The sequence below is a fragment of the Bradyrhizobium sp. genome, assembly GCF_035935975.1.
GTDB lineage: Bacteria > Pseudomonadota > Alphaproteobacteria > Rhizobiales > Xanthobacteraceae > Bradyrhizobium.
In genome coordinates this window covers 119,642-142,906 of sequence record NZ_DASYWN010000037.1, presented here as the reverse complement: position 1 = coordinate 142,906, position 23,265 = coordinate 119,642, and the positions used below count along the sequence as shown (strand labels likewise).

23 protein-coding genes are annotated in these 23,265 nt (G+C 65.5%); 12 read left to right on the top strand and 11 right to left on the bottom strand.

All coding sequences use genetic code 11. The features are described from left to right. The first annotated feature begins 363 nt into the window (after nt 1–363). Nucleotides 364–813, top strand: coding sequence for a hypothetical protein (locus tag VGR99_RS20525; RefSeq protein ID WP_326900819.1), 450 nt, complete (start codon nt 364–366; stop codon nt 811–813). Between the two features lie 18 nt (nt 814–831). Here VGR99_RS20525 and VGR99_RS20520 read toward each other — a convergent pair whose 3' ends face one another. Continuing rightward, complete coding sequence (locus VGR99_RS20520) at nt 832–1,668, bottom strand: GNAT family N-acetyltransferase (protein WP_326900818.1); 837 nt, start codon at nt 1,666–1,668, stop codon at nt 832–834. A gap of 105 nt (nt 1,669–1,773) precedes the next feature. On the opposite strand from VGR99_RS20520, the gene VGR99_RS20515 reads away from it, so the two are divergent. Beyond that, nucleotides 1,774–2,478 (top strand): SDR family oxidoreductase, encoded by a 705-nt coding sequence (locus VGR99_RS20515; RefSeq protein WP_326900816.1) that lies wholly within the window; start codon nt 1,774–1,776, stop codon nt 2,476–2,478. A gap of 275 nt (nt 2,479–2,753) precedes the next feature. Next, entirely contained in the window at nt 2,754–3,587 is an 834-nt protein-coding gene (locus VGR99_RS20510) for an outer membrane protein (protein WP_326900814.1), read from the top strand. A 71-nt stretch (nt 3,588–3,658) separates the two neighbouring features. On the opposite strand, the gene VGR99_RS20505 is transcribed toward VGR99_RS20510, so the two are convergent. Continuing rightward, nucleotides 3,659–4,714, bottom strand: coding sequence for a serine hydrolase (locus VGR99_RS20505; RefSeq protein ID WP_326900812.1), 1,056 nt, complete (start codon nt 4,712–4,714; stop codon nt 3,659–3,661). Between the two features lie 372 nt (nt 4,715–5,086). Between VGR99_RS20505 and VGR99_RS20500 the strand changes: the two genes are divergently transcribed. The 3 genes from VGR99_RS20500 to VGR99_RS20490 all read left to right on the top strand — a co-directional run bounded on the left by VGR99_RS20500 (nt 5,087) and on the right by VGR99_RS20490 (nt 7,037). After that, nucleotides 5,087–5,491, top strand: a complete 405-nt coding sequence (locus tag VGR99_RS20500) for a metalloregulator ArsR/SmtB family transcription factor (protein WP_326900810.1) — start codon at nt 5,087–5,089, stop codon at nt 5,489–5,491. A 2-nt stretch (nt 5,492–5,493) separates the two neighbouring features. Next, nucleotides 5,494–5,985, top strand: coding sequence for an SRPBCC family protein (locus VGR99_RS20495; protein ID WP_326900808.1), 492 nt, complete (start codon nt 5,494–5,496; stop codon nt 5,983–5,985). Nucleotides 5,986–6,194: 209 nt separating this feature from the next. Then, nucleotides 6,195–7,037 (top strand): hypothetical protein, encoded by an 843-nt coding sequence (locus tag VGR99_RS20490; RefSeq protein ID WP_326900806.1) that lies wholly within the window; start codon nt 6,195–6,197, stop codon nt 7,035–7,037. Between the two features lie 3 nt (nt 7,038–7,040). Here VGR99_RS20490 and VGR99_RS20485 read toward each other — a convergent pair whose 3' ends face one another. Genes VGR99_RS20485 through VGR99_RS20475 form a run of 3 tightly spaced genes read right to left on the bottom strand, consistent with a single transcriptional unit; the run spans nt 7,041 to nt 10,666 of the window. Further along, complete coding sequence (locus VGR99_RS20485) at nt 7,041–8,252, bottom strand: ABC transporter substrate-binding protein (protein ID WP_326900804.1); 1,212 nt, start codon at nt 8,250–8,252, stop codon at nt 7,041–7,043. A gap of 41 nt (nt 8,253–8,293) precedes the next feature. Beyond that, on the bottom strand, nt 8,294–9,145 hold the full coding sequence (locus VGR99_RS20480; protein WP_326900801.1) for a fumarylacetoacetate hydrolase family protein: 852 nt from the start codon (nt 9,143–9,145) through the stop codon (nt 8,294–8,296). Nucleotides 9,146–9,169: 24 nt separating this feature from the next. Beyond that, nucleotides 9,170–10,666: a bifunctional 3-(3-hydroxy-phenyl)propionate/3-hydroxycinnamic acid hydroxylase gene (locus tag VGR99_RS20475; RefSeq protein ID WP_326900800.1), complete on the bottom strand. Its 1,497-nt coding sequence runs from the start codon at nt 10,664–10,666 to the stop codon at nt 9,170–9,172. A gap of 165 nt (nt 10,667–10,831) precedes the next feature. Here VGR99_RS20475 and VGR99_RS20470 point away from each other — a divergent pair, with 165 nt between their 5' ends. Further along, the gene (locus tag VGR99_RS20470; RefSeq protein ID WP_326900799.1) at nt 10,832–11,506 is read left to right on the top strand and encodes a TetR/AcrR family transcriptional regulator; all 675 of its coding nucleotides are present in this window, start codon (nt 10,832–10,834) and stop codon (nt 11,504–11,506) included. Nucleotides 11,507–11,825: 319 nt separating this feature from the next. Here VGR99_RS20470 and VGR99_RS20465 read toward each other — a convergent pair whose 3' ends face one another. Further along, a complete protein-coding gene (locus VGR99_RS20465) occupies nt 11,826–12,617 on the bottom strand; it encodes a DNA-binding transcriptional regulator (RefSeq protein WP_326900798.1) in 792 nt (263 codons plus the stop codon). Between the two features lie 147 nt (nt 12,618–12,764). Here VGR99_RS20465 and VGR99_RS20460 point away from each other — a divergent pair, with 147 nt between their 5' ends. Both VGR99_RS20460 and VGR99_RS20455 read left to right on the top strand, forming a co-directional pair. Next, nucleotides 12,765–13,748, top strand: a complete 984-nt coding sequence (locus VGR99_RS20460; RefSeq protein WP_326900797.1) for a VOC family protein — start codon at nt 12,765–12,767, stop codon at nt 13,746–13,748. 44 nt (nt 13,749–13,792) lie between these two features. Then, nucleotides 13,793–14,755, top strand: coding sequence for an MBL fold metallo-hydrolase (locus tag VGR99_RS20455; RefSeq protein ID WP_326900796.1), 963 nt, complete (start codon nt 13,793–13,795; stop codon nt 14,753–14,755). A 5-nt stretch (nt 14,756–14,760) separates the two neighbouring features. Here VGR99_RS20455 and VGR99_RS20450 read toward each other — a convergent pair whose 3' ends face one another. Further along, entirely contained in the window at nt 14,761–15,399 is a 639-nt protein-coding gene (locus VGR99_RS20450) for a response regulator transcription factor (RefSeq protein ID WP_326900795.1), read from the bottom strand. Further along, nucleotides 15,396–16,781 (bottom strand): sensor histidine kinase, encoded by a 1,386-nt coding sequence (locus tag VGR99_RS20445; RefSeq protein WP_326900793.1) that lies wholly within the window; start codon nt 16,779–16,781, stop codon nt 15,396–15,398. The genes VGR99_RS20450 and VGR99_RS20445 overlap by 4 nt, the downstream gene beginning before the upstream one ends. A gap of 188 nt (nt 16,782–16,969) precedes the next feature. On the opposite strand from VGR99_RS20445, the gene VGR99_RS20440 reads away from it, so the two are divergent. Continuing rightward, complete coding sequence (locus VGR99_RS20440) at nt 16,970–17,842, top strand: DUF3280 domain-containing protein (RefSeq protein ID WP_326900791.1); 873 nt, start codon at nt 16,970–16,972, stop codon at nt 17,840–17,842. 1 nt (nt 17,843) lies between these two features. Here the strand turns inward: VGR99_RS20440 and VGR99_RS20435 are convergent, their stop codons facing one another. The 3 genes from VGR99_RS20435 to VGR99_RS20425 are packed head-to-tail and all read right to left on the bottom strand — an operon-like array spanning nt 17,844 to nt 20,876. Further along, entirely contained in the window at nt 17,844–18,875 is a 1,032-nt protein-coding gene (locus tag VGR99_RS20435) for an L-idonate 5-dehydrogenase (protein ID WP_326900789.1), read from the bottom strand. Between the two features lie 22 nt (nt 18,876–18,897). After that, nucleotides 18,898–19,665 carry an SDR family oxidoreductase gene (locus VGR99_RS20430; RefSeq protein WP_326900787.1) on the bottom strand — a complete coding sequence of 256 codons (768 nt, stop codon included), beginning with the start codon at nt 19,663–19,665 and terminating at the stop codon, nt 18,898–18,900. A gap of 11 nt (nt 19,666–19,676) precedes the next feature. Next, nucleotides 19,677–20,876, bottom strand: coding sequence for a mandelate racemase/muconate lactonizing enzyme family protein (locus tag VGR99_RS20425; protein ID WP_326900785.1), 1,200 nt, complete (start codon nt 20,874–20,876; stop codon nt 19,677–19,679). A 180-nt stretch (nt 20,877–21,056) separates the two neighbouring features. On the opposite strand from VGR99_RS20425, the gene VGR99_RS20420 reads away from it, so the two are divergent. Together VGR99_RS20420 and VGR99_RS20415 are read left to right on the top strand one after the other, a co-directional pair. Beyond that, a complete protein-coding gene (locus VGR99_RS20420; protein ID WP_326900784.1) occupies nt 21,057–21,824 on the top strand; it encodes a GntR family transcriptional regulator in 768 nt (255 codons plus the stop codon). A gap of 46 nt (nt 21,825–21,870) precedes the next feature. After that, entirely contained in the window at nt 21,871–23,235 is a 1,365-nt protein-coding gene (locus VGR99_RS20415) for an MFS transporter (RefSeq protein ID WP_326900783.1), read from the top strand. The last annotated feature ends 30 nt before the right edge of the window (nt 23,236–23,265 follow it).

Here is a 23,265-nt window from a genome sequence, read left to right as displayed (position 1 = left end):
AAAGGTTGCTCTATCGACCTCTTGGCGAATATTCCAGCCCCAGATCGCAATCGCCCGGTTCGCTACGGCCTAGGACAGCCAACAAACCAATTCTTGCTCAGCCTCGACGGGCAACGCAAGGTCTCGTAGCCCGGATGAGCGCAGCGACATCCGGGATCAACGGTGCGAGCGGCCCCGGGTATCGCTTCGCTCACCCGGGCTACGACTCTATCCGGGCTACGGGAACCCGGCACGCCATGCCGCACCCTGGCCCCTGTTAATCCCGTGCCTTAACCAACAATTAATAATACGTTTGCGGGCGGGCGACAGGGCGGCCTAGCGTGCGGTGGGGAGCCGCCGAAGCCGAACGAGTTGGTGCGTATCATGATGTCCAGATCATATGGGGCGCTGTGCGCCTCGCTCAGCGCAGCCGCGCTGCTCCTTGCTGCCAATGACAGTTTTGCGCGCCCCGGCGGTGCCGCGCCGCATGGCGTGACCGGCGTCGCGCCAGCCGGTCCGATGGCGCGTCCGCCGATGGCGCCGGGAGCCCGGTTCCGCGGCCGCAACACGCCCTGGGTCTATTGGCCGGGCGGCGGCGGCTTCTTCTACGACAATGCGGGCTACAGCCAGCCGTTCGCCGATACCGCGCAGCCGTCTTCCACCGATGTGCGCTACACCTACACCTATGACGTTCCCTGGGACTGGTCGCATCGCTTCCCGCCGAACGTCGTGCCGTCCGACCGGCCCTATGTGCCGAGTTGTCCGACGGAGCAGGTGACGGTGCCCGGGCGCGGTGGTGGCGAGCACACCGTCAACATCATGCGCTGCTACTAGGCAGCGCATTCCACTCAGCTAGCCTAATTCAAAACTGGTCACGCCGAAGACGCGGTCGATCCGCAGCGGCGCGATGTCGCCCGTGTACATCCGTGCCGTCTCGAACACCGGCTTGAGGCCGAGCGTCTCGGCGAGCGCGATCGCCTCGCGATTGATGGCGGGGACATCGAGAAAGACTTCGCCGCCCGCGCTTGCCAGCAGGGCCTGCACGATCGCGTCCGCCGCCGCGCGATCGTCAGCGACGAGCGGGCCGATCTTGCAGCCGTTCCGGCACGGCCGGATCACACCCCAGGCCGTGAGCTTGCCGTCGCGCAGCAGCGCGCGGCCGGTGTGCCCTGGCGTGTTGATCCAGGCGCGCAGGAAGGCGCTGCGCGCGGCGGGGAAGACCGTGGCATCGTCGGCTTCCACCAGCGCGAACGGGACCGTGTCGAGTGCAACCACGCCGGCAGGCGGTGGCGGAGCTGCGATCGTGCCGCCGTAGCGGATGTTGGCGTAGGCGAGCCGGAAGCCGGACTTCTTGTAATTGTCCTGCTGCGCGACGACGCCATCGAGCCCGATCACGCGCGCGCCCGCATGCGCGATCGCCGCGTTCCAGATCCGCAGGCCGTGGCCGGCGCCGCGCAGATCCTGGCGCACGATGTAGAAGCCGAGAAACGAGAAGCGATCGTCGTAACTGACGCAGGAGACGGTTGCGACCGGTTCGCCATCGATCTCGCCGACGAAGAAACCTTGCGCATCTGATATCGCGAAGCAGGCGGCATCCCGAAGGCCCGGATTCCAGCCCTCGGCCGCAGCCCAGTCGACGGCGAGAGAAATCTCCTCGGGGCGCAAATTGCGGATCTGCAAATTGCTCATGACACATGCCTTCGGCGGTGGACCTGCCGGCAGGTCCGGCGGTAGAAGGCCCCATGATAGGCCGGGCTCGCGGCTCGCCTCAACTCCATCTCAGGGATAACGGTCATGGCAGCAGAGAAGGTCGCACTCGTCACGGCAGGCGGCAGCGGCATGGGGGCAGGGGCCGCACGGCGGCTCGCGGCGGACGGCTTCCGCGTCGCGATCCTGTCGTCATCCGGCAAGGGCGAGGCGCTGGCGGCCGAACTCGGCGGCCTCGGCGTCACCGGCTCCAACAAGTCGGACGACGATCTGAAGCGCCTCGTCGACGGCGCGCTTGCCAAGTGGGGACGCATCGACGTGCTGGTCAACAGCGCAGGCCACGGGCCGCGCGCGCCGATCACCGAGATCACCGACGAGCAGTGGCACGCCGGTCTCGATACCTATCTGCTCAACGTGATCCGTCCGACCCGGCTGGTGACGCCGGTGATGCAGGCGCAGAAGGCCGGCGCCATCATCAACATCTCGACCGCCTGGGCGTTCGAGCCCAGTTCGATGTTTCCGACCTCCGCGGTGTTCCGCGCCGGGCTTGCCGCCTTCACGAAGATCTTCACCGACACCCATGCGGCCGACAACATCCGCATGAACAACGTGCTGCCCGGCTGGATCGACAGCCTGCCGCAGCTAGACGTGCGCCGCGACAGCGTGCCGCTGAAGCGTTACGGCAAGGTCGAGGAGATCGCGGCGACGATCTCGTTCCTGGCGTCCGACGGCGCAGCCTACATCACCGGCCAGAACATCCGCGTCGACGGCGGACTGACGCGCTCGGTCTGAACCGCGCGCAGATTCGCATCACCATCCTCGTGCATTTGTCGTGATGCGACGCGCGGCTTGCATCGCGCGTCGCTGCGGTGGGGCGATGCGTTGCGTTCGGGTCACACTCGCCACGCCTCTTGCGCGATCGGTCACTGATTACGTCACAGTCCATACGAACTGCGTCGGAGGCCGAGACGAACAGACGTGCTCCACCTATTCCCTGACTGCGCCGGATGCCTCTCATCTGCGCATCGAAAACGCGAGTTCAACCGCGTTGGGGAATGGAGATTCGAATGAAGAAGTTCTTGATTGCGGTGGCCTCGGTCGTGCTCGGCACCGCATCCGCGCAGGCCGCCGACCTCGCCGCGCAGTACACCAAGGCGCCGGTGATGGCGCCGGCCTACAACTGGACCGGTTTTTACGTCGGCGGCAATGTCGGCGGGCAGTGGGGTAACGCTGACCTCACCACGTCGACCGTGTTTTCTCCGACCGGCTATTTCGCGGCCAGCAGCGTCCCCGCCATCGGCACGGTCGGTGCCCAGGGTGTCAACAGCTCCAGCGTGACCGGCGGTTTCACCGCGGGCTACAACTGGCAGGTCAACCATGCCGTGCTCGGCCTCGAAGGCGACATCAACTATTTCGGCTTCAAGGGCAGTGCGACCGGCTCGGCGCTCTATCCCTGCTGCGCGCCGACCAGCTTCACCGTGTCCTCGCAGGTTTCAGCCGACTGGCTCGCCACCATCCGCGGCCGCATCGGCTTCCTGGCGGCGCCGACCTGGCTGCTCTACGCCACGGGCGGTGCGGCGATCGCCGAGGTGAAGGGCAATTTCAACTTCACCGACACGTTCTCGGCGGCGACCGAGTCGGCCGCCATCCGCGATACGCGGGTCGGCTGGACGGCGGGCGTCGGCACCGAATATGCCTTCGGCGGCGGCTGGTCGCTCAAGGCCGAATATCTCTATGTCGATCTCGGTCGCAGCACGGCGACCAGCACCAATCTGGTCGGCTTCACCGGTGCGGTGAACTATCCGAGCAATGTCTACACCCACTCCGTCGATCTCAAGTCGAACATCGTGCGCGTCGGCGTGAACTACAAGTTCGGCGGACCCGTCGTCGCCAGGTACTGAGCTTCATCCCGTTCCGGATCTGGTGTGGAAAGCCCCGGCCCAGCCGGGGCTTTCTGTTCTGCGGACTGGATTCAGCGTGAGCCGACCAGGCGCGCCAGCGTGGGCAGGATCTTGTAGCGCGCGATCTCGTGCGGATACTCGCCGCGATTGGCGAGCAGGACGAAGCCGATCTGCTGCGCCGGGACGAGGCCGAGATAGCCGGAGGCGTTGTTGAGGCCGCCGGGCTTGTCGACGATGGCGACGCCGGGCAGGCGCACGTTCTCCCAGGCCATGGCCTCGCCGAATTTCTCGTCGACGCGGAAGGTCTCGCGCTGCGTCATCCGCAGCGCCTCGCGCAATTGCGGATCGATGGTGCGGCCATCGGCGCTGGCCGCGACGAAGGTCGCAAGATCACGCGCCGAGGAGAACATCTGGCCGGTGCCCGGGAAGTCAAAATAGCTCTGCTGGTTGCCGGGCGGGCCGATCGCAATGCCCTGATCGGAATAGCCCTGCACCACGCGCTGCATCCATGCCGCATCCATGATGGCCCGGTTGTCTTCGCCGCGCTCGGGCAGAGAGGTCGCATCCATCCCCAGCGGTTTGAGGATGCGCTGTTCGAACAGCGTCGCGATCGGTGTGTTGTAACAGCGTTCGAGCACGAGCTGGAGCAGCACGTAGCAGGCGTGGCTGTAGATGCGCCGCTTGCCGGGGGCTTCGCCGGATTGCGGTTTCCAGGCGTTGAACATCGCGATGAACTCGCCGCGCGAAAACGAGTCGTTCGGCCAGGGCGGATGGTCTGTCGCCAGCAGCATGCCCGAGGTGTGCGTGGCGAGCTGGCCGATGGTGACGCGGCGAACATAGTCGCCGGTCAGCTCGGGCAGATACTTCGGCAAGGCATCGTCGAGCCGCAGCTCGCCGCGCAGCGTGCCGAGCGCGACCAGCGTCGCCTCGAAGGGTTTGCGTAAGGAGCCGAGGTTGAACAGCGTGTCCGGTGTGACGGGACATCGGGTGGTGTCGTCGGCAAAGCCGTAGTTGAAGAACGCGACATGGCGCCCGGCATAGAGCGCGGCGGCGAGGCCGCCCGGCTGGTCCGGCGTCATGGTCGGCGCGAGCTCGGCGGCGACGATGTCGCGCATCTGCGCGATCATGTCGGAATCCGCATGTGCGAGCCGCGGCCACGCGAGCGCGAAAGGAACGAGCGCTGCGAGCGCCCGCCGGGTGAGGTGCGATGATGTGACAACAGCTGGCACGGCTCTGGCGAATGATACGATTCGCCCCCGGTCTCTTTCTAACGGGGAGGGTGGCGCGTCCCAATTCACGATTGCGCGTTGCCGGTTCCGTCGCGGCGGTTCGTGGCCTCGTAGCCCGGATGGAGCGAAGCGTAATCCGGGGCCGGCGCGGCTTGGGGCAAGAGTCCCGGATTGCGCTTCGCTCCATCCGGGCTACAGCGTTCGAAATTTAACTTAGCCAGTCGGCTAACAATTGTTGACGTCGGTCGTTCGCGGTGTATAGTTAGCTTCATGGCTAACCAATTATCCCAACTCGACCAGATCTTCGCGGCCCTTGCCGATCCGACGCGGCGGGCGATCGTGATGCGGCTCTGCGCCGGCGAAGCCTCGGTCGGCGAGCTCGCCGAGCCCTTCGCGATGGCGCTGCCGAGCTTCATGAAACACATCCATGTGCTGGAGACGAGCGGGCTCGTGCAGTCGGAAAAGTCCGGCCGCGTGCGCACCTGCCGCCTCAGCCCCGAGGCGCTCGTCGGTGCGGAAGACTGGTTCCAGCATCAGCGCGCGATCTGGGAGGCGCGGCTCGACCGCCTCGAGGCTTACGTCATGAAGCTCAAGAAGGAGAGGGCAGCCGCCAAGGGCCCCTCCAAACCGACTGACAAGACGACGAACAAGACAACCAAACGGAAAGGTGCCTGACAATGACGAGTTCTGCCAACGCTGCCCTGTCGCAATGGTCGCTCGACCGTGAGATCGTGATGTCGCGCGTGATCGACGCGCCGCGCGACCTCGTGTTCGAGGCATGGTCCGATCCCAAGCATCTGCCGCAATGGTTCGGGCCGAAGGGTTTTGAGATCGAGACCTTCGAGATCGACGTGCGCGTCGGTGGCGTCTGGCGATTCAACATGATCGGCCCCGACGGCACGGTCTATCCGAACCGCATGCGCTTCCGCCGCATCGAGCGGCCGTCGCTGATGGAGATGGATCACGGCGTCGATCAGGACGACGATCCCGGCATGTTCCGCTTCACCATCACCTTTGCCGAGCAGAGCAACGGCAAGACCGTGCTGATGATGCGGCAGCTGGCTTCGAGCACCGAGCAGCGCGACGGCATGATCGGCTTCGGCGCCGTCGAATACGGCTACCAGACGCTCGACAAGCTCGCGGCGTATGTGGCGGGGATGAAGAGGTAAGCCCCCGCAATAGTCCGGGGATGCCTCGATGAGGCGCCCCGGACTTGGCCCGGAGAATGAGGGGAGAGGGCAATCACAGCCGCGATTATGACAGCGCGCGCGTGAATTATGACAGCGTCATAACGTAGATTTTTGTCGCGCCGTGCTGCCGGATTATGACAGAATTGCTACCGCTGGATGTCAGGTCGATTACGGCGGAGCGATTCATCATGTTGCAGTGGCAGGCGCGGTCAAATCCCCTCGCGTGGTGGTGGGGCTCTCTGACGCTTGTCAGTGCCGCCAACATCCTCGTCTGGTTCATGCTGTACCGCGAGTTCTATCCGAACGTCGCCAGCAGCCTCGGCGGCGGCTCCGACATCGGCCTGATGTTCCTGCTCTGCGCGGGCTATGTGTTCGGCTGCGCCTTCCGCTCGGTGCTGCCGCGCGCCGACGTGCAGCGCATCTGCCTGTTCGACACCTGGCTCTCCAGCGTCTTCGTCGGCCGCACCGTCGCGACCGTGGCCGAGCTCTGCTTCGCCGCGCAATGGGCGATCATCCTGCATCAGCTCGGGCAGATGACCGGCGCCGAGACCGCGGTGAATATCGCGCTCGTGATCGTGCCGATCATCCTCATCGCGGAGTGCTTCTCCTGGTACGCGGTGGTGACGACCAATTTCCTCTTCAACGCGATCGAGAACTCGCTCTGGGCGGTGACCTTCTTCCTCGCCGGCATCGCGCTGTGCCGCCTGATGCCGGAATTCCAGGGGCCGGTGCGCTGGGCGCTGATCGCGGGCATCTTCGGCATCGCCTGCTTCCTCGCCTTCCTTGTGACCGTCGACGTGCCGATGTATCTCAGCCGCTGGCGGGCAGGGCACGCCGAGGGCAACAGGTTCCTCGGCTTCCTCGAGGGCCTGCATGACGTCTCGACGCGCTGGGTGGTGACCCACGACATCGCGCACTGGAAGGGCGAGCTGACCTGGATGTTCCTTTATTTCAGCGCCGCCGTGTGGTCGAGCCTCGCGCTCTGCGCGCTCTATGCCATGGAAGGCTATCTCACGCGCTATCTGGCCTAGGAATTACTTGCCGACCAGGCTGCACTTGCTGCGGTCGAGCGGACGGAAGGCCTGGTCGGGCGGGATGGTCGCGACCAGCTTGACGAAGTCCCACGGGCCCTTGGATTCCTCGGGTGTCTTGACCTGCACCAGATAGAGATCGTGCACCATGCGCTGGTCCTCGCGGATGCGGCCGTTGGGCGTGTAGGCATCCGACACCGGCGTTGCCTTCATCCTCGCCATCACGGTCGCGCTGTCGTCGGAATCGGTGTCCTTCACGGCCTGCAGATAGTGGCGCACGGCGGAATAGACGCCGGCCTGGATCTGCGAGGGCATGGCCCTGCGGCGCGCGTAGAACGCATCGGAGAATTTTCGGGCCGCCGGCGAGACCTCCTCGAAGAACGAGGTGACGATGAGATCGCCGCGGGTTGCCTTCAGCCCGACCGCCGCGATGTCGACGTTCTGGAACGACATCGGCACGATCTTCATGCCCTGGTCGGCGAGGCCGAATTCCTCCGCCTGCTTGATCGCGGTGGCATTGTCGCCGGCGACGTTGATCGCGAGGATTTTTGCGCCCGAGGACTGGGCCTGGAGCAGAAAGGAGCTGTAGTCGGGCGTGCCGAGCTGGGCCTTGACGCCGCCGGCAACCTTGCCCCCGAGCGCGGCGATGCGATCGCGCGCGGTCGCCTCGATCGAATGGCCGAAAGCATAGTCGCCGGTGATGAAGAACCACGGCTCCTTGCTGGTCTGCATGATGCCGGAGACCACGGCCGTCGCGGTCGAATAGGCGTCCTGGGTCCACTGCACGCTGGTGGGTGCGCAGGCCTCGTCGGTGAGCTGGTTGGCGCCCGCGCCGGAGACGAGGAAGATCTTGCCGTTGCCGCGCACCAGCTCCTGCACGGCGAGCGCCGCGCCTGAGCTGCCGCCGTCGGCGATCGCCTGCACGCCGTCGCTGAACCACTTTCGTGCGAGCGAAGCCGCAAGGTCAGGTTTGTTCTGGTGGTCGGCCTGCAGAATCTCGATCGGCTTGCCGTTGATCTTGCCGCCGAACTCCTCTGCCGCCATCCGCGCGGCCTCGAACGAGCCCGGACCCATGGCGGTCGCGAACACGCCGTTCATGTCGGTGAGGACGCCGATGCGGATGGCATCGCTCTTGATCTCGGCGCGCGCAGGGGAGCCTGCGAGCGCCAGCGTGATCAGCAGGATGGCGGTGGACGTCGTGCGGATGGTGGCCATGGCGTTCCCTGATTTTATCGTTGATTGATTGGCGTTGACGGTCAGGCCGGTTCGGCGACGACCTTGTTGCGCAAAATTCCGATGCCGGAGATCTCGACTTCGACGGTGTCGCCGGGGCGCATCCACAAAGGCGGCGTGCGCTTGGCGCCGACGCCGCCCGGCGTGCCCGTCACGATGACGTCGCCGGGGACGAGCGGGCAGATCGTCGAGATGTAGGCGATCAGTTCGGGAATCGCGGTGATCAGGAGATCCGTCGTCGTGTCCTGCACCACGGTGCCGTTCAGCCGCGTCTGAAGTGTGAGCTTCGACGGGTCGGGGATTTCGTCCGCCGTCACCAGCCACGGGCCAAAGCTGCCGCTCTCCGCAAAGCTCTTGCCGGAGAGGAACTGGCTGGTGTGGCGCTGCCAGTCGCGGATGCTGCCTTCATTGTAGCAGGCATAGCCGGCGATGTGGTCCAGCGCGCGGCTCACGGGGATGTGGCGACCTTGCTTGCCGATGACGAGTGCGAGCTCGCCCTCGTAGTCGAAATCGTCGCTCACCTCAGGCTTCACGATCGGCTGGAGATGGCCGACCTGGCTGCAGGGAAAGCGGACGAACAGCGCCGGCTTCTCGGTGACGGTGCGGCCGGTCTCGGCGACGTGGTCGCGATAATTGAGGCCGACGCAGATGATCTTGCCGGGATCGGGGATGACGGGCGCGAACGAAATGCTGTCGAGCGGGTGATCCGGCGCGGTGGACGCGGCCAGCTTTGCCGCCTCGGCGACGCGACCAGCCTCCAGCAGCTGCCGCAGCGTGGTGCAGGGCGCCATGCGCCTGCCGAGATCGACGACGCCATTGTCCTTGACGGCCCCGAACGATGCGCGGCCGTCGGCGATGAAAGAGAGCAGCTTCATGAGATATCCTTGAAAGATGTTCGGTCAGGCCGCGGACGGCACGTGGGTGGGAGGCGTGATGGCGGCGATGAGCCGGTCGAGCTCGGCATCGTTGCGGGCGGTGCCGCGGATGTAGCGGTCGGGCCGAACCAGCGCGGCGGTGAGGCCGTGCTCGCGGAGCCAGGGGCCGATGCCTTCGGCATCGTCGCTGGTCAGGACTTTCATTCCCGTCTGCGAAACAGCGTGACGCGCTGTGGTATCGATGAGCAGCACATGGCCGTAGCCGACCTTGTCGTCGCCGCGGCTGCCGTCATTCAACATGAACTGCGGCGCGAGCTGCCCGGCGAGCGGGAGATCGCCGGGCGCGAGCCCGGGGCCGAGCAGGGGCTTCTTCACCTCCAGCTTGACCGGCGCATTCTCGCGCGCCTGTCCGGCGGCGAGGCCCGCCTCGATCGCCTTGGTGTTGATGACGCCGCCCAGCCGAATGGCGAGCTCGATGAACTCGCGCACATGCGGCTGGCGCTCGCTCTGATAGGTGTCGAGCAGATCGGGCGCGGCGCCGCCGCGGATGATGTCAGCGAGCTTCCAGGCAAGATTGGCGGCATCGCGGATGCCGGCGCACATGCCCTGGCCGAGGAAGGGCGGGGTCTGGTGCGCGGAGTCGCCTGCAAGCAGCAGCCGGCCGTTCCGCCATTGCTGCGCGATGACGGAATGAAAGGTGTAGACCGCGGCGCGCTCGAGCTCGGCATCCTCGGGTGTGATCCAGCGCGACAGCAGCTCCCAGACCTTTGCCGGCTGTGCGACGTCGCTGGAATCCTCGTCCGGAAGCACCGTGATCTCCCAGCGCCGTCGCGTTCCGGTGCCTCGCACATAAGTCGCCGGCCGGCGGGGATCGCAGTGCTGCAGGCTGTAATCGCCGAGATCGTCGCGTTCGCGCTTGAGCAGCACGTCGATCACCAGCCAGCGCTCGTGGAAGCCGAGATCGTCCATTCCGGAGCCGATGAAGCGGCGAACGAGAGACCGCGCGCCGTCGCAGCCGATCACATAGCCGGCACGGACCTCGCTGAGCTTTCCGTTCGAGAGGTCCTCGAAGCGGACGCGTACGCCGGTCTCGTCCTGATCGAGCGCGAACACGTCGCAACGGCTGCGCAAGGTGACATGCGGCCAGCGGGCGAGGCCGCCGATCAGCACGTCCTCCAGATCGGGCTGGTGGAAGCGATAGCTGAGATTCCAGCCCATTGGCGTCAGCGTCTGCGGCCGCGACCAGTCCAGCAGCATCTTGCCGGCGGCGTCGAGGAACAACATGCCGGGGCTGAGGATGACATGCGGCAGGATCGTATCGGCGAGGCCAATGGTCTGGAACACGCGCATGCATTCGTCGTCGAAATGCACCGCGCGCGGCAGATGATAGGTTCGCGCCTCGCGCTCCAGCACCAGCGTCCGCACGCCGCACAGGCCGAGCAGATTGGCGAGCGTGGCGCCGACCGGGCCACGGCCGACGATCACGACATCGAATTCCGAAACGGCGGAGTTATTTTGCATGCCCCATCCTTGTCCCCAGGCGGGTCGCCGCTTCAACGCTGCCGCGCCGAGTGTCCGTCCAGCGGACACATGGCGCCGGGCCCTGATGTGTCGATTGGATGAGCCCCTGTGCTGGGTGGTCCTTGCAATCGACGCTCGAGCGCGTATATGTACGTATGAACATATATGCAGGTGACCGTGGTGAAGGCCAGGAAGAAGGCCGTTGTGCCGCCCCGCCCGAGAGGGCGCCGCAGCAAGGATATGCCGGATGGCCGCCAGGCCCTCCTGGCGGCGGCCACCCATGCGTTTGCCTGCCACGGTTTCGATGGCGCCGATCTGCGCAGCGTCGCTGCGACTGCCAAGGTCAGCGCCAACCTCGTTCGCGTTCACTTCGGCAACAAGGCTGCGCTCTGGGAGGCTTGTCTGGATCGGGTCGTCGCGCTCGGGCTTCCTGCCATGGCCGGCGTCCAGAAGATCGCTTGCGATTCCACGCGTCCGCTGGGTGAACGGCTTTGCGGCGTGATCTCAGAGATCGCCGCTTTCTATGCCGCGCATCCGGATGTCAGGGATTTCGTCGTCCGGCATGCCACGGAAGTGCCGGAGCGGGCCGTGCTGGTGTCGGATCGCCTTCTGCGTCCGGCCTATGCGACGGTACGAGAGCTTTTTTCCGCCGGCATCGAAGCAGGCATCATTCGCAGTCGCCATCCGGCAGTGTTTTTCGCTCTTCTCAACGCCGCGCTGAACCAGCCGCCGGCTTTCCCTATGCTGCTGAATCGGATTGCGCCCGAAATCGATCCGGAAACCTCTCGCGATCTGCTGATCGAGACGACCATCGCGACGTTTCTTCACCTTCCACCATGACGCTGGATGACATCACCAGCCTTGCCGAACGCAACCCAAACCCGAGAGTGAATATCCTCATGCAATTTCGTCTAGTTCTTGCCTTGTTGAGTGCAACGATCACGCCGGCCCTTGCCCAGTCCGGGCCGAGCGAGGCTGACCAGCGGCAAGCCTGCATGGGAGATGCTCTTCGGCTTTGCGCCGCTTATGTTCCTGACCGCGCCCAGATCAGGAGTTGCATGGCCGCTCAGCGCGATCAGCTTAGCCCGCAATGCCGCGTCGTCTTTGACGCGTCCTCTGAGGCTCTGAAGGCACAACGGCGTACCGGATCGAGAGCGCCCTAGGATTCGATCGAGATGGCTGCCGCCATTTCGCGCAGCGGCGCAACGAACCCGGCGACGGCTTCGTCGAGCGAAAGCGCTGACCGGATCCAGATGATCGAGATGCACCCGAACACGATTTCATCGCGCACGATGGGGACGGCAATCGACGCCGTCTTTGGATTGTATTCGCCTTCGCTGCGGATCGCGTAGCCGCGCGCTTGTGTGTCGGCGATCATCTGGTCGAGGCGGCCCTGGTCGAGGAAGGGGCGGTCGTCGGCTTCGTCGATCCGGCGCAGATGGCCGACGATGAGGTCGCGCTCGCGCGCGGGACAGGCGGCGAGATAGGCGCGGCCCGCGGAGGTCCGCAGCATCGGCAGGCGCTTGCCGATCATGCCGCGGTCGATCGAGAGCGGGCTGCGTGAATGCGTGGTCTCCTGCACCACCATCGCCGCGTTCTCGTAAGTGGAGAGATCGACCGGCCAGACCAGGGTCTTGCTCAGTTCGGCGAGATAAGGCGCCGCCGCCTGGCAGATCACCACGCCGGGATCGTAGCCATCGCCGAGGCTGAGGGCGAGCCGGGTGACGCGAAAGCGGTCGTCGCTGGCGCTGCGGGCGACATAGCCGAGTTCCTCCAGCGTTTCGAGCAGGCGGTAGACGGTCGGGCGGGGCAGGTCGAGCGCGCGGGCGACATCGCCGGCGCGGATGCCGCCGGAGCGGTTGACCTCCTGCAGCACGTCCAGCCCGCGCTTGAAGGCGCGAACGCCCTCCGACTGCCGCGGCTGGCCGTTCCGCGTCCGCTCCTTGGACACTTCGTATTTCCTCCCTTGTGGCGCGCAGCGTCGCGATTATCGTGTTTGCGAACGCGAAGCGATTGCGGGACGCCACCGTAGGATCGCGCGCGGCCGGTATCAAGTTCGCCGCACTGCGGCGGATGCGATGCTCTCGGGAGGAATTCGATGGAAATCACCGCGCTCGGCTATATCGGCATTAATTCGTCGCAGCTCGACCAGTGGGGGCAAATGGCGACCGGCCTGCTCGGCATGCAGCAGGTCGATCGCGGCGGCAAGATGCGCGCCTTCCGCATGGACGATCGCAAGCAGCGCCTGATCGTCGACGGCAGCAGCGACGCCGGTCTTGCGGTGATGGGCTGGGAGGTTCCCTCGACCGCCGAGGTTGACCAGCTCGCAGCGCGTCTGGAGAGCCACGGCGTCAAGGTCACGCGCGGCTCGCGCGCGCTGGCTGACGAGCGGCATGTCACCGAGCTGATCGCGTTTGCTGATCCCGCCGGCAACCGGCTGGAGGCGTTCTGCAAGCCGGAGCTTGCTAGCGACCCGTTCAAGCCGGGCCGCCCGATCTCGGGTTTCCGTACCGGCGCACTCGGCATGGGACACGTCGTGCTCAATGTCGAGGACGTCGAGCCGTTGGTGCCGTTCTATCGCGACGTGCTCGGTTTTCACGTCTCCGATTTCGGGCTGAAGCCTTACGGCCTCTATTTCTTCCACGTCAACGGCCGGCACCATTCCTTTGCGATGGTCGGCTCGGGACGGAAGGCGCTGCATCATTTCATGGTCGAGCTCGGCAGCCTCGACGATGTCGGGCAGGGCTACGACCTCGCGCAGCTCGAAGACGGCCGCGTCGTCTATACGCTGGGCCGGCACACCAACGACCACATGACGTCGTTCTATGTGAACACGCCGTCCGGCTTCTTCATCGAATATGGCTGGGGCGGCCGTATCATCGATCCCGAGACCTGGCAGCCGCACGAGACCTTTGACGGCCCATCGCTGTGGGGCCACGAGCGGCTCTACATGCCCGATGAGCAGCGCAAGCGCCTGCGCGACATGCGGCTCGATGCGGCGGCCCGCGGCGTCCGCGTCGCCGATCCGCGCGTGCCGCCGCCGAATTGCGCGTGGCTGGATTCCGTCGTCGCGCGCCAATGATCCGCGGCCACGCGGCAATGATCTGACATTCTGGGAAGGACACGATGCTCAAGACTCTTTTGCGGGCAGGCCTTGTGCTGCTCGCGCTGACGACGGTTGCCTCGGCCGAACCGATCAAGGTGACGCTCCTCGGCACCGGCGTGCCGACGCCGCGGCCGACCAGCTTCAGCGCCTCGACGCTGGTGGAGGCGGGGAGCGAGAAGCTGCTGTTCGATCTCGGCCGCGGCTCGACCATGCAGCTCTACAAGCTGAAGATCCCGCTGGGCGCGATCACCGCGAACTTCATCACCCACATGCATTCCGACCATCTCGTCGGTCTTCCCGACATGTGGCTGACGGGCTGGCTCGCCACGCCCTGGGCCTCGCGCAAGGGTCCGATGAAGCTCTATGGGCCGAAGGGCACCGTGGCGATGACGGAGAACCTGACCAAGGCGTTCGCCGACGACATCCGCATTCGCATCGACGACGAGCATCTTGATCCCAAGGCGGTCGAGTTCGCCGCGAAGGAGATCGAGGCCGGGCTTGTCTACGACCACAACGGCGTCAAGGTCATCGCGATCGAGGTCAATCATGGCGACAGGATCAAGCCGTCGTTCGGCTATGTCGTCGAATATGACGGCCGCAAGGTCGTGCTCTCGGGCGACACCAAATATGACGAGCGGATCGCGAAGGCGGCCGCGGGTGCGGACTTGCTGATCCACGAGGTTGCGGTGATCGAGCCGGAGCTGCTGGTCAGGAATCCCGTCTACAAGGACATCCAGGCGCACCATACTTCGCCGGAAGAGGCCGGACAGATCTTTGCGTCGGCCAAACCAAGACTCGCCGTCTACTCCCACATCGTGTTCGGCACGGTGAAGCCCGGACCCGACATTCCCGAGGAGCCGCTGATCCTGCGCACGCGCACCACCTACAAGGGGCCGCTGCTCGTCGGCCGTGACATGATGTCGTTCAGGATCGGCGACACGGTCGAGGCGTTTGCACCTGACGGCGCGAAGCTCGAGCCATAGGGCGATCAGACCTCGGTCAAGATCCCCTGGCGGAGCGCCAGCCGGACCAGCTCGATGTCGGAGCCGACGCCGAGCTTGTCCTTGATCAGCGAATGCAAATTCGCCACCGTCTTCGGGCTGACGTGGAGCGTCTCGGCGATCTCCTCCGTCGTGTTCTCGGCGAGCAGCAGCCGCAGCACCTCGAACTCGCGCGGCGTGAGCACGTCGGCGGCCGAGCTCTCGCCGGCGAGACGGCTCAAGGCCAGTTCGTGGTCGATGTCGGGGCTGATCGCGATCTTGCCGGCGAGCACGTCCATCACGGCGCGCACCAGCGTCTCGGGCGGGCTGGTCTTGGTGACATAGCCTCGCGCACCGGCGCGGATTGCCTGCACGGCGAAGCCGGCATTCTCATGCATGGTGAAGACGAGGATTTTTGCGGCCTTGTCCCATTGCCTGATCCGCCTGACAGCCTCGATGCCGCCGATGCCGGGCATGCTCAAATCCATGATGACGAGGTCGGGCGCCTCGGACTTGTACAGGCGGTAGGCCTCGGCACCGTCGCCGGCTTCGGCGATGACGCGCAATCCCGGCTGCTTCTGGAGCACCGAGCGATAGCCTTCGCGGACGACGGAATGGTCGTCGACCAGCAGGATCGTCGCGGTCATGCCGCGCGCTCCAGCACCGGCTGATCGGCGGCCGGGAGCGGAATGACGACACGCAGCGCCGAGCCGCCGTTCGGGCCGGCCTCGAAGCTGAGCCGGCCGCGCAGGGCCGCGACGCGCTCGCGCATGCCGAGCAGGCCCATGCCGGATTTCGTCGCCGGATCGTGCGATCGGCCGTCATCGTCGATCGCCAGCGCGATCTCGTCGGTGCGCATCGCCAGCTCCAGGCTCACCTTCGTCGCGCCGGCATGCTTGGCGGCGTTGGTGAGCGCCTCCTGGACGATGCGGTAGAGGTTGGCGCTGATCGTGGCCGGCACGCTCTCGAACGCGCCGTCGAAGCGGATCGAGAAGCGCGTCTCGCCGCGGCTGCGTCCATTCCAGCCGGCAACGAGGCCTTCGAGGCTGGCGACGAGGCCGAGCTCCTCGACATCGGGCGGCCGCAGCCGGAACAATGCGCCGCGCAGCGTCTCCATCATGCCGGTTGCGGTCCGTGCGATGCCGTCGCACTCACCAAGCAGGGCCGGGCAGTCCTGCGCGGCGGTCTGGCGGGCGGAGGAGGCGAGCGCGCGGATGGCGGCGAGCGACTGGCCGAACTCGTCATGCAGCTCGCGCGCGAGATGGCGGCGTTCCTCATCCTGGAGTGCGATCAGCTTTCGCGTCAGCTCGCTGCGTTCGGCGAGCGCCGTGTCGAGGCTTTTGGCGAGATGGTTGAAGACGTCGCGGAGCGCGGACAATTCGGCGAGGTCGAACGGCGGCAGCCGTGTGGTGAGGTCGCCCGCGGCAATCCGCTCGAGGCCGGTGCGGATCATGTGCGTCGGGCGCAGCGCGCGGGCGAGGGCGGCATAGACCAGCGCGCACAGGAGCGGCAGCGCGATCGCGAGAGCGATCATCAGGCGGCCGGCCTCGTGCCAGGCGTCGGCCGTCTGCACCGCCGGATCGACCGAGACCACGGTCTCGCCGAGGCTCACGCCGCGCACGATCACGGGTCGTGCCGCCTCGCGGCCGGGGTCGAACAGGCTGCGATAGAAGGCGGCGAAGGCCTGCGGCGGCGGGTTCGCCGGGATCGGCGCGCCGCTGCAGAAGCGCTGGAGCATGTCGCCGCTCGTGCCGCGGAACCCCAGGCACAGGCCGGGTGTCATGACATAGGCCGAAACGGGATCGAGGTTGGGAAAGTCCGAGCGCGGGCTCGCCACCCACTGGATTTTGCCCTGTTGCAGCTCCAGCGTCTTCGCCACGATGGCCGCGATATCGTCGAGGCGGGCATGGGCCGCGCGGTCGGCGGTGATCAGGAAATACGCGGAGATTGCGGCGAAGCAGGCGGCCGATATCGCAGCCACGCGCAACGTCAGACGGACCTTGAGATCGAACCTCGGGCGGTTCCACATCGGCGGGCACCTGGCGCGAACGGAATTGTCGCAGCCGCATTAAACGGCAGAACGGAAGCGGCGGAAAGCGCCAGGCTTACTGCACTGCAACGTCGTGAAATTTTCCCGGTGCCGGCCGGGACGGGCACGGATGCATGGCTTGAAGCTGCCATCCAGATTGCATCGCCGCTCCATCACACGAGGCCCGCATGCGCCGCTCCTGGTTGATCCTTTCCGCGCTTCTTTTCGTCCTCCCGGCGGCCGCTTCGCCGGCCGGCGCCGAGGCCGCCATCGGCGTCGCCATGGACGACTTCAGCTACACGGATACCTCGGCCGAGCCGGCCAACCAGACAGCCGCTCATGAGCGGCGGCTGGCGGCATTCATGACCGCGCTCAGGCGGGACGTCGGCGAGGGTGGGCGTTATCGGCTCGTCGCCTCCGCCCAGGACGGCGCGGCATTCAAGGTCATCGGCGGCATCCAGAAGACCAGCACCTTGGTGCAGTGGGCGAAGGTCGCCGTGATCGACGTGAACGCCAGGAAGCTTGTGATGGACAAGCTCTACACCTTCCGCGGCGACAATGATGAATCATGGGAGCGCGCCGAGATGTTCGTGTCCCGCGAGGTCATCGCCGCGCTCGCCACGCCCGCGCCGGTCGCGCTGGCCGTGTTCGACTTCGAGCTCGAGGACACGACCGCCGCTTCAGTGGGCGCGTCGGCCGCGTCGGATGCGTCCACCCTCGCGGAAGTCACCGGCAGCGTGCGCGAGGCGCTGGGCCAATCCGGCCGCTACCGCCTCGTCGATGTCGGTGGGGCGAACGAGCAGGCCGCGAAGGCGCATGCGCTCCGCGACTGTGACGGCTGCGAGGCGGCGATCGCGCAAAAGCTCGGTGCGGATCAGTCGCTGATCGGCGTGGTGCGGCGGGTCAGCCGCACCGAATACACGCTTGGCTTCCAGGTCCGTGACGCCAGGACCGGTGCGGTGCTGGCGCGCGGCGACAGTGGTTTACGGCTCGGCGCTGACTATTCGTGGAAGCGCGGCGCCGTGCGGCTCGTCAGCGAAAAGCTGGTGGAGAGCCAATAACTCAGAAGGTCAACTGCACCTTCATCGACTGCGAGCGGTCGCTGGCAAGCTCGAAGGCGGCGACCGCGTTCTCGAACGGCATCGTCGCCGTGATCAGCGGCTTGACGTCGATCAGGCCTTCGCCCATCAGCCGCACCGCGAGCTCGAATTCGAGGTCGAAGCGGAAGGTGCCGCGGAGCTGCAATTCCTTGGCGACGATGGCATTGATCGGCAGCGTCATCTCGCCGCCGAGGCCGAGCTGAACCAGCGTCGCGCCGGGACGGAGCACGTCGAGCGCGGCGCGCAGCGCGGCCTGATTGCCGGAAGCTTCGAACAGCGTGTCGAACACGCCTTTGCCGGCACGCCAGGGATCGAGTGCGGTGGCATTGGTCGCAACGTTGAGCGCGTGGGTGGCGCCGAGCTTTTTGGCGACCGCGAGCGGGGCGTCGGCGACATCAGTGACGACGATCTCGGAGGCGCCGCCGAAGCGCGACACAAGAATCATCAGCGCGCCGATCGGGCCGCAGCCGGTGATCAGCACGCGCTTGCCGAGTAGGGGACCGGCCTGCTTGCCGGCATGCAGGCACACCGCGAGCGGCTCGGCGACTGCGGCTTCCGCCAGCGACAGCTTGTCGGAGATCGGCACGGCCTGCGTCGCATCGACCGTGATGAACTCGCGAAAGCCGCCCTGCACATGAGGAAAGCGCATCGCGCTGCCGAGGAAGCGCATGTCGAGGCACTGGTTGCGCATGCCCTCCTGACAATGCAGACACTGACCGCACGGCTTGCTCGGATTGACGGCGACGCGCGTGCCGGGCTTGACAGCGGTGACGCCGTCGCCGACCGCCGCAACAACGCCGGCGATCTCATGCCCCAGCGCCATCGGCTGCTGGATGCGGACGACGCCGAAACCGCCGTGGTGGTAGTAGTGCAGGTCGGAGCCGCAGATGCCGCCATTGGCGATCTTGACGCGGACCTCGCCCGGGCCGGGTGCCGGATCCGGGTAGCTGTCGATCCGCAGATCCTTCGGGGCGTGAATGACGACGGCGCGCATGGTCTCGTTCCCTGTTTCGCGATTACATCGCGGCGATCATGCCGCCATCGACATAGATGATCTGGCCGTTGACATAGGTCGAGGCGTCCGAGGCGAGGAAGATCGCCGCGCCGACCAGCTCGTCCGGCTTGCCCCAGCGCTTGGAGGGGATGCGACCCATCAGCCAGTTGTTGAAATCGGCGTTGTTGACCAGCGCTTCGTTCATGTCGGTGAGCATGTAGCCGGGGCCGATCGCATTGGCCTGGATGCCGTGCTGCGCCCATTCCACCGCCATCGAGCGGGTCAAATTCTTGATGCCGCCCTTGGCGGCGGTGTAGGGCGCAATCGTCGGACGCGCCAGCTCGCTGCCGAGCGAGCCGATATTGATGATCTTGCCGTGCTTGCGCGGGATCATGCGCTTGGCCGCCTCGCGGCCGATCACGAAGGCGCTGGTGAGGTTGGTTTCGATCACCTTGCGCCATTCGTCGGTGGTGAATTCCACCAGCGGCTTGCGGTGCTGGATGCCGGCATTGTTGACGACGATGTCGACGGCGATGCCCTTCTTGTCGAAATCGTTGAAGGCGGCGACGATCGCGGGCTCGTCCGTGACGTTGAAGGCGGCGCCTTCGGCCTGATGGCCGGCGGCGCGAAACTCTGCAACAGCCTGCTCGACGCGCTTGGGATCGACGCCGTTCACGATGATCTTCGCGCCGGCCTTGGCCATGCCTTCGGCGATGGCGCGGCCGAGACCGCGGGAGGAGCCGGTCACGAGCGCGGTGCGGCCGGAAAGGTCGAAGAGGGCGGTGCTCATCTCAAGTTTCCTCAAACGTTGGAGCGGCGCACGGTCAGATCGGAACGATCGAAGACGGCGGGCAGGAGGTCGACGCCAAGGCCGGGGCCTTCCATCGGGAAGACGTAGCCGTCCTTGATCGTGGGCATCGTGGTGACGAGCTCATTGTACCAGCCCTTGTAGAAGGCGCGCACCGATTCCTGGATCAGTGTGTTGGGCTGGCTGAACGACATGTGGATGGCGGCGATGAAGCCGATCGGGCCGATGCAGTCATGCGGCGCGAAGGGGCGGTGATAGGTCTCGGCCATCGCCGCGATCTTGCGGCCCTCGGTGAGGCCGCCGGTCCAGCACAGATCCGCCATCACCACATGCATGGCATCGCGGTCGAGCATATCCTTGTAGGGGAACCGCGAGCCCAGCGTCTCGCTGGCGCAGACCCAGACGTCGGTCGAGCGGGCGTATTCGGCCAGCGCCTGCGGCGAGTTCATGCGGATCGGATCTTCGTACCAGGTCGGCTTGTAGGGCTCGAGCGCGCGCGCGATCTGCTTGGCGGTCGGCAGGTTCCACAGCGAGTGGAGCTCGACCATGATCTCCATCTTGTCGCCGACGGCCTTGCGGATCTTCTCGAACGGCTCGATCGCCTGCTTCATCTGCGCGGCCGTGATGTAGAGGCCCTTGTTCTCCTGCGCCGCGGGATCGAACGGCCAGATCTTCATTGCGGAGATGCCGCTTTCCAGCAGGCTCTCGGCCAGCGCATCGGCGCGGTTCATGAAGCCGTCGAGATCTTCGTAGGGGCCTTTGTTGGCACCGAGGTTCCAGTTCGCGACCGGGCTGATATTGGTCGAGCGGACATATTGGGTGCCGGCGCAGGTGTTGTAGATGCGCTGCTTGTCGCGGCAGAGGCCGCCGAGCATCTGGTGCACCGGCTGATTGCAGACCTTGCCGAACAGGTCCCACAGCGCGATGTCGATCGCGGAGGCCGCGCGATATTCGACGCCGGTCGAGGACTGCGCCATCGGCAGGTTCAGCATGTCGCGATGGATGGCCTCGATGTGCAGGGGATTGCGGCCGAGCAGGCGGCCGGCAAAGGTCTCGTGGATCTGCGCTTCGACTGCGCCCGCGCCATAGAAGGTCTCGCCGAGACCGATCATGCCCGTGTCGGTGTGGATGCGCACCCAGATGACGTTGGAGAATTCCTCGGTACGCAGCGTCTCGATCGACGTGATCTTCACGGCAGTTGTCCTCCCTTCGAAAGGCGCATCGCGCCAACGTATTTTCATTCCGCACTGCAACATGTAGCGGATCGAGGAGAGTCTTACGCCTGCTTGTAATATATCACAACATGTTTTAAGGGTGCCACAAATATGGCGCCGCCCAGCAACGAGAGCGCAAGGCAAACGGGAGAGAGAGACATGGCACGCCGCAAGCGCGCGCTCGAGGTGGTGAGACACGACGACGACGGCGAGGGCAAGCCCTCGCGGCGCAACCGGCTCAACTTCTTTGAGCTCGCCTATCAGAAGATCGAAGAGCTCCTTGTCCATTGCGAGCTCAAGCCCGGACAATTCATGACGATGCTGGAGTTGCAGCAGATCACCGGCTTCGGGCGCACACCGGTGCACCATGCCGTCAATCGTCTGTCCGCCGATACGCTCATCATCATCCGCCCGCGCCACGGCCTGCACATCGCACCGATCGACCTTGCGCGCGAGCGCATGCTGCTGGCCCTGCGCCGCGACATGGAGCGTTTCGTCATTCGCCTCGCGGCGGAACGCGCCAGCCTTTCTCACCGCAATCAGGCGCTGCACATCGAGCGCTTGCTGCGCGAACGTCGCGCCACTTTGACACTCGACGAGTTCAACAGCCTCGATCGCCGCATCGATGCGCTGGTGCTGGAGGCCGCGGGCGAGCCGTTCCTGGTGCATACGCTGCGGCCGCTGCACACGCTGTACCGCCGTATCGGATACATCCACCACCGCTTCATGCCGGGGCAGACCGATCTGTCCGGCACGATCGATCACCACCTCGCCATTCTCAGTGCGGTCGCTGGACGACACGTCGAGGACGCCGTGAAGGCGAGCGATGCACTGATCGACTACATGGATTCGATGTTCACGGGCATGGAGGCGGGCATCGACCCGCGCCTGCTCGATTGCAGCATCGAACCGCTACTTGGCGCTTAAAAAGGACTTGGCGCGTAAAGGGTTTTGAAGAGAGGACCAAACAAACATGTCAACGATGGCGATGCCACAACCGACCGCGAGCGAAGCCGCGGTCCGCTACCTCATCACGAACTACAGTCCCAAGGGCAACAAGGTCGGCTGGCTGATGATGGCCTCGATCCTGGTCGAGGCCTGGGATCTCTATTCGATCGCCTTCGTGCTGATCTTCATCAAGGAGCAGTATAATCCCGATCCGTTGATGCTCGGCCTTGCCGCGGCCGGCACGCAGGGCGGCGCGCTGATCGGCGCGCTGCTTGGCGGCTGGCTGTCCGACAAGATCGGCCGCCGCGTGATGTTCCTGATCACGATGGTGATGTTCATCGTGCTGGCGCTGGCGCAGGCCTTCGTGCCCAACGTCACCTGGCTCATCGTGATCCGCTTCCTGCTCGGCATCCCGCTCGGCTCGGACATCTCGACCGGCTACACCTACATCATGGAATCCATGGCCAAGGGTGAGCGCGAAGTGATGGGCAACCGCTGGCAGTTCATGTTCGCCGTCGGTGAAGTGCTGACCATCGGCGTCATCGTGATCTTCCTGCTGCTCGATATCCAGCATGAGATGCTTTGGCGCGTGACGCTCGGCCTCGGCGCGGTGCCGGCGCTGATCATCCTGATCATGCGTCACGACGTGCCGGAGACGGCCGTGTGGCTGGTGCAGAAGGGACGTTATCGCGAGGCCAAGCAGGTCGCGCGCGAGATGTTCAACGACGATCTCGCCATGCTGCCGGACCAGGACGTGCAGGTCCCGAAGGTCAGCACGCGTGCGTTTCTGGCCGACCTCAAGCAGGACCCGATCCGCTGGCGCGCCACGGTCTACGGCTGGATCGCCTGCTTCGCGCAAGGCAGCGAGTTCTCGACCTTCGCGTTCTACCTGCCGGTGCTGTTCGTGATGGTCGGCGTGTCGAGCGTGCTCGGCATCAATCTGGTGACGATGGCGCTGTTCTCCTTCGCCGCGCTGTCCGGCTGGGTCGGGCCGCTGCTGACGCCGAAGATCGGCCACCGCGGCATCGCGATCGCCGGCTTCGGCATCGTGCTGGCTTCGCTCTTGGTCGCGGCCTTCGCGCTCTACACCGACAACAAGATCCTGCTGCCGTTCGCAGCCGCCGCCATGCTGTGGGGCCATTATTGGGATGCGTCGAACTGCATGACGATCCCGACCATGGTCGCCAAGCCGAAATATCGCGGCACCGCCAGCGGCTTTGCTTACATGTTCGTGAAGCTGCCGTCGTTCCTGGCGATCTTCCTGTTCCCGACGGTGTTCGCCGCGATCGGGCAGGCGAATGCCACGCTGATGGTCGCGATCTTCCCGCTGATCGGATTGCTCGCCGCAATCTTCATCCTGCCGGAAGTCTACGGCTACGAGAACGACTGACGACAGACGTTACCCGGTCGCGGCTGTCAT

Bases quoted from the DNA above. Each gene is read 5' to 3' on its own strand.
- VGR99_RS20525 (WP_326900819.1), top strand. From the start codon at position 364: ATGATGTCCAGATCATATGGGGCGCTGTGCGCCTCGCTCAGCGCAGCC.
- VGR99_RS20520 (WP_326900818.1), bottom strand. From the start codon at position 1,668: ATGAGCAATTTGCAGATCCGCAATTTGCGCCCCGAGGAGATTTCTCTC.
- VGR99_RS20515 (WP_326900816.1), top strand. From the start codon at position 1,774: ATGGCAGCAGAGAAGGTCGCACTCGTCACGGCAGGCGGCAGCGGCATG.
- VGR99_RS20510 (WP_326900814.1), top strand. From the start codon at position 2,754: ATGAAGAAGTTCTTGATTGCGGTGGCCTCGGTCGTGCTCGGCACCGCA.
- VGR99_RS20505 (WP_326900812.1), bottom strand. From the start codon at position 4,714: ATGATCGCGCAGATGCGCGACATCGTCGCCGCCGAGCTCGCGCCGACC.
- VGR99_RS20500 (WP_326900810.1), top strand. From the start codon at position 5,087: ATGGCTAACCAATTATCCCAACTCGACCAGATCTTCGCGGCCCTTGCC.
- VGR99_RS20495 (WP_326900808.1), top strand. From the start codon at position 5,494: ATGACGAGTTCTGCCAACGCTGCCCTGTCGCAATGGTCGCTCGACCGT.
- VGR99_RS20490 (WP_326900806.1), top strand. From the start codon at position 6,195: ATGTTGCAGTGGCAGGCGCGGTCAAATCCCCTCGCGTGGTGGTGGGGC.
- VGR99_RS20485 (WP_326900804.1), bottom strand. From the start codon at position 8,252: ATGGCCACCATCCGCACGACGTCCACCGCCATCCTGCTGATCACGCTG.
- VGR99_RS20480 (WP_326900801.1), bottom strand. From the start codon at position 9,145: ATGAAGCTGCTCTCTTTCATCGCCGACGGCCGCGCATCGTTCGGGGCC.
- VGR99_RS20475 (WP_326900800.1), bottom strand. From the start codon at position 10,666: ATGCAAAATAACTCCGCCGTTTCGGAATTCGATGTCGTGATCGTCGGC.
- VGR99_RS20470 (WP_326900799.1), top strand. From the start codon at position 10,832: ATGCAGGTGACCGTGGTGAAGGCCAGGAAGAAGGCCGTTGTGCCGCCC.
- VGR99_RS20460 (WP_326900797.1), top strand. From the start codon at position 12,765: ATGGAAATCACCGCGCTCGGCTATATCGGCATTAATTCGTCGCAGCTC.
- VGR99_RS20455 (WP_326900796.1), top strand. From the start codon at position 13,793: ATGCTCAAGACTCTTTTGCGGGCAGGCCTTGTGCTGCTCGCGCTGACG.
- VGR99_RS20450 (WP_326900795.1), bottom strand. From the start codon at position 15,399: ATGACCGCGACGATCCTGCTGGTCGACGACCATTCCGTCGTCCGCGAA.
- VGR99_RS20445 (WP_326900793.1), bottom strand. From the start codon at position 16,781: ATGTGGAACCGCCCGAGGTTCGATCTCAAGGTCCGTCTGACGTTGCGC.
- VGR99_RS20440 (WP_326900791.1), top strand. From the start codon at position 16,970: ATGCGCCGCTCCTGGTTGATCCTTTCCGCGCTTCTTTTCGTCCTCCCG.
- VGR99_RS20435 (WP_326900789.1), bottom strand. From the start codon at position 18,875: ATGCGCGCCGTCGTCATTCACGCCCCGAAGGATCTGCGGATCGACAGC.
- VGR99_RS20430 (WP_326900787.1), bottom strand. From the start codon at position 19,665: ATGAGCACCGCCCTCTTCGACCTTTCCGGCCGCACCGCGCTCGTGACC.
- VGR99_RS20420 (WP_326900784.1), top strand. From the start codon at position 21,057: ATGGCACGCCGCAAGCGCGCGCTCGAGGTGGTGAGACACGACGACGAC.
- VGR99_RS20415 (WP_326900783.1), top strand. From the start codon at position 21,871: ATGTCAACGATGGCGATGCCACAACCGACCGCGAGCGAAGCCGCGGTC.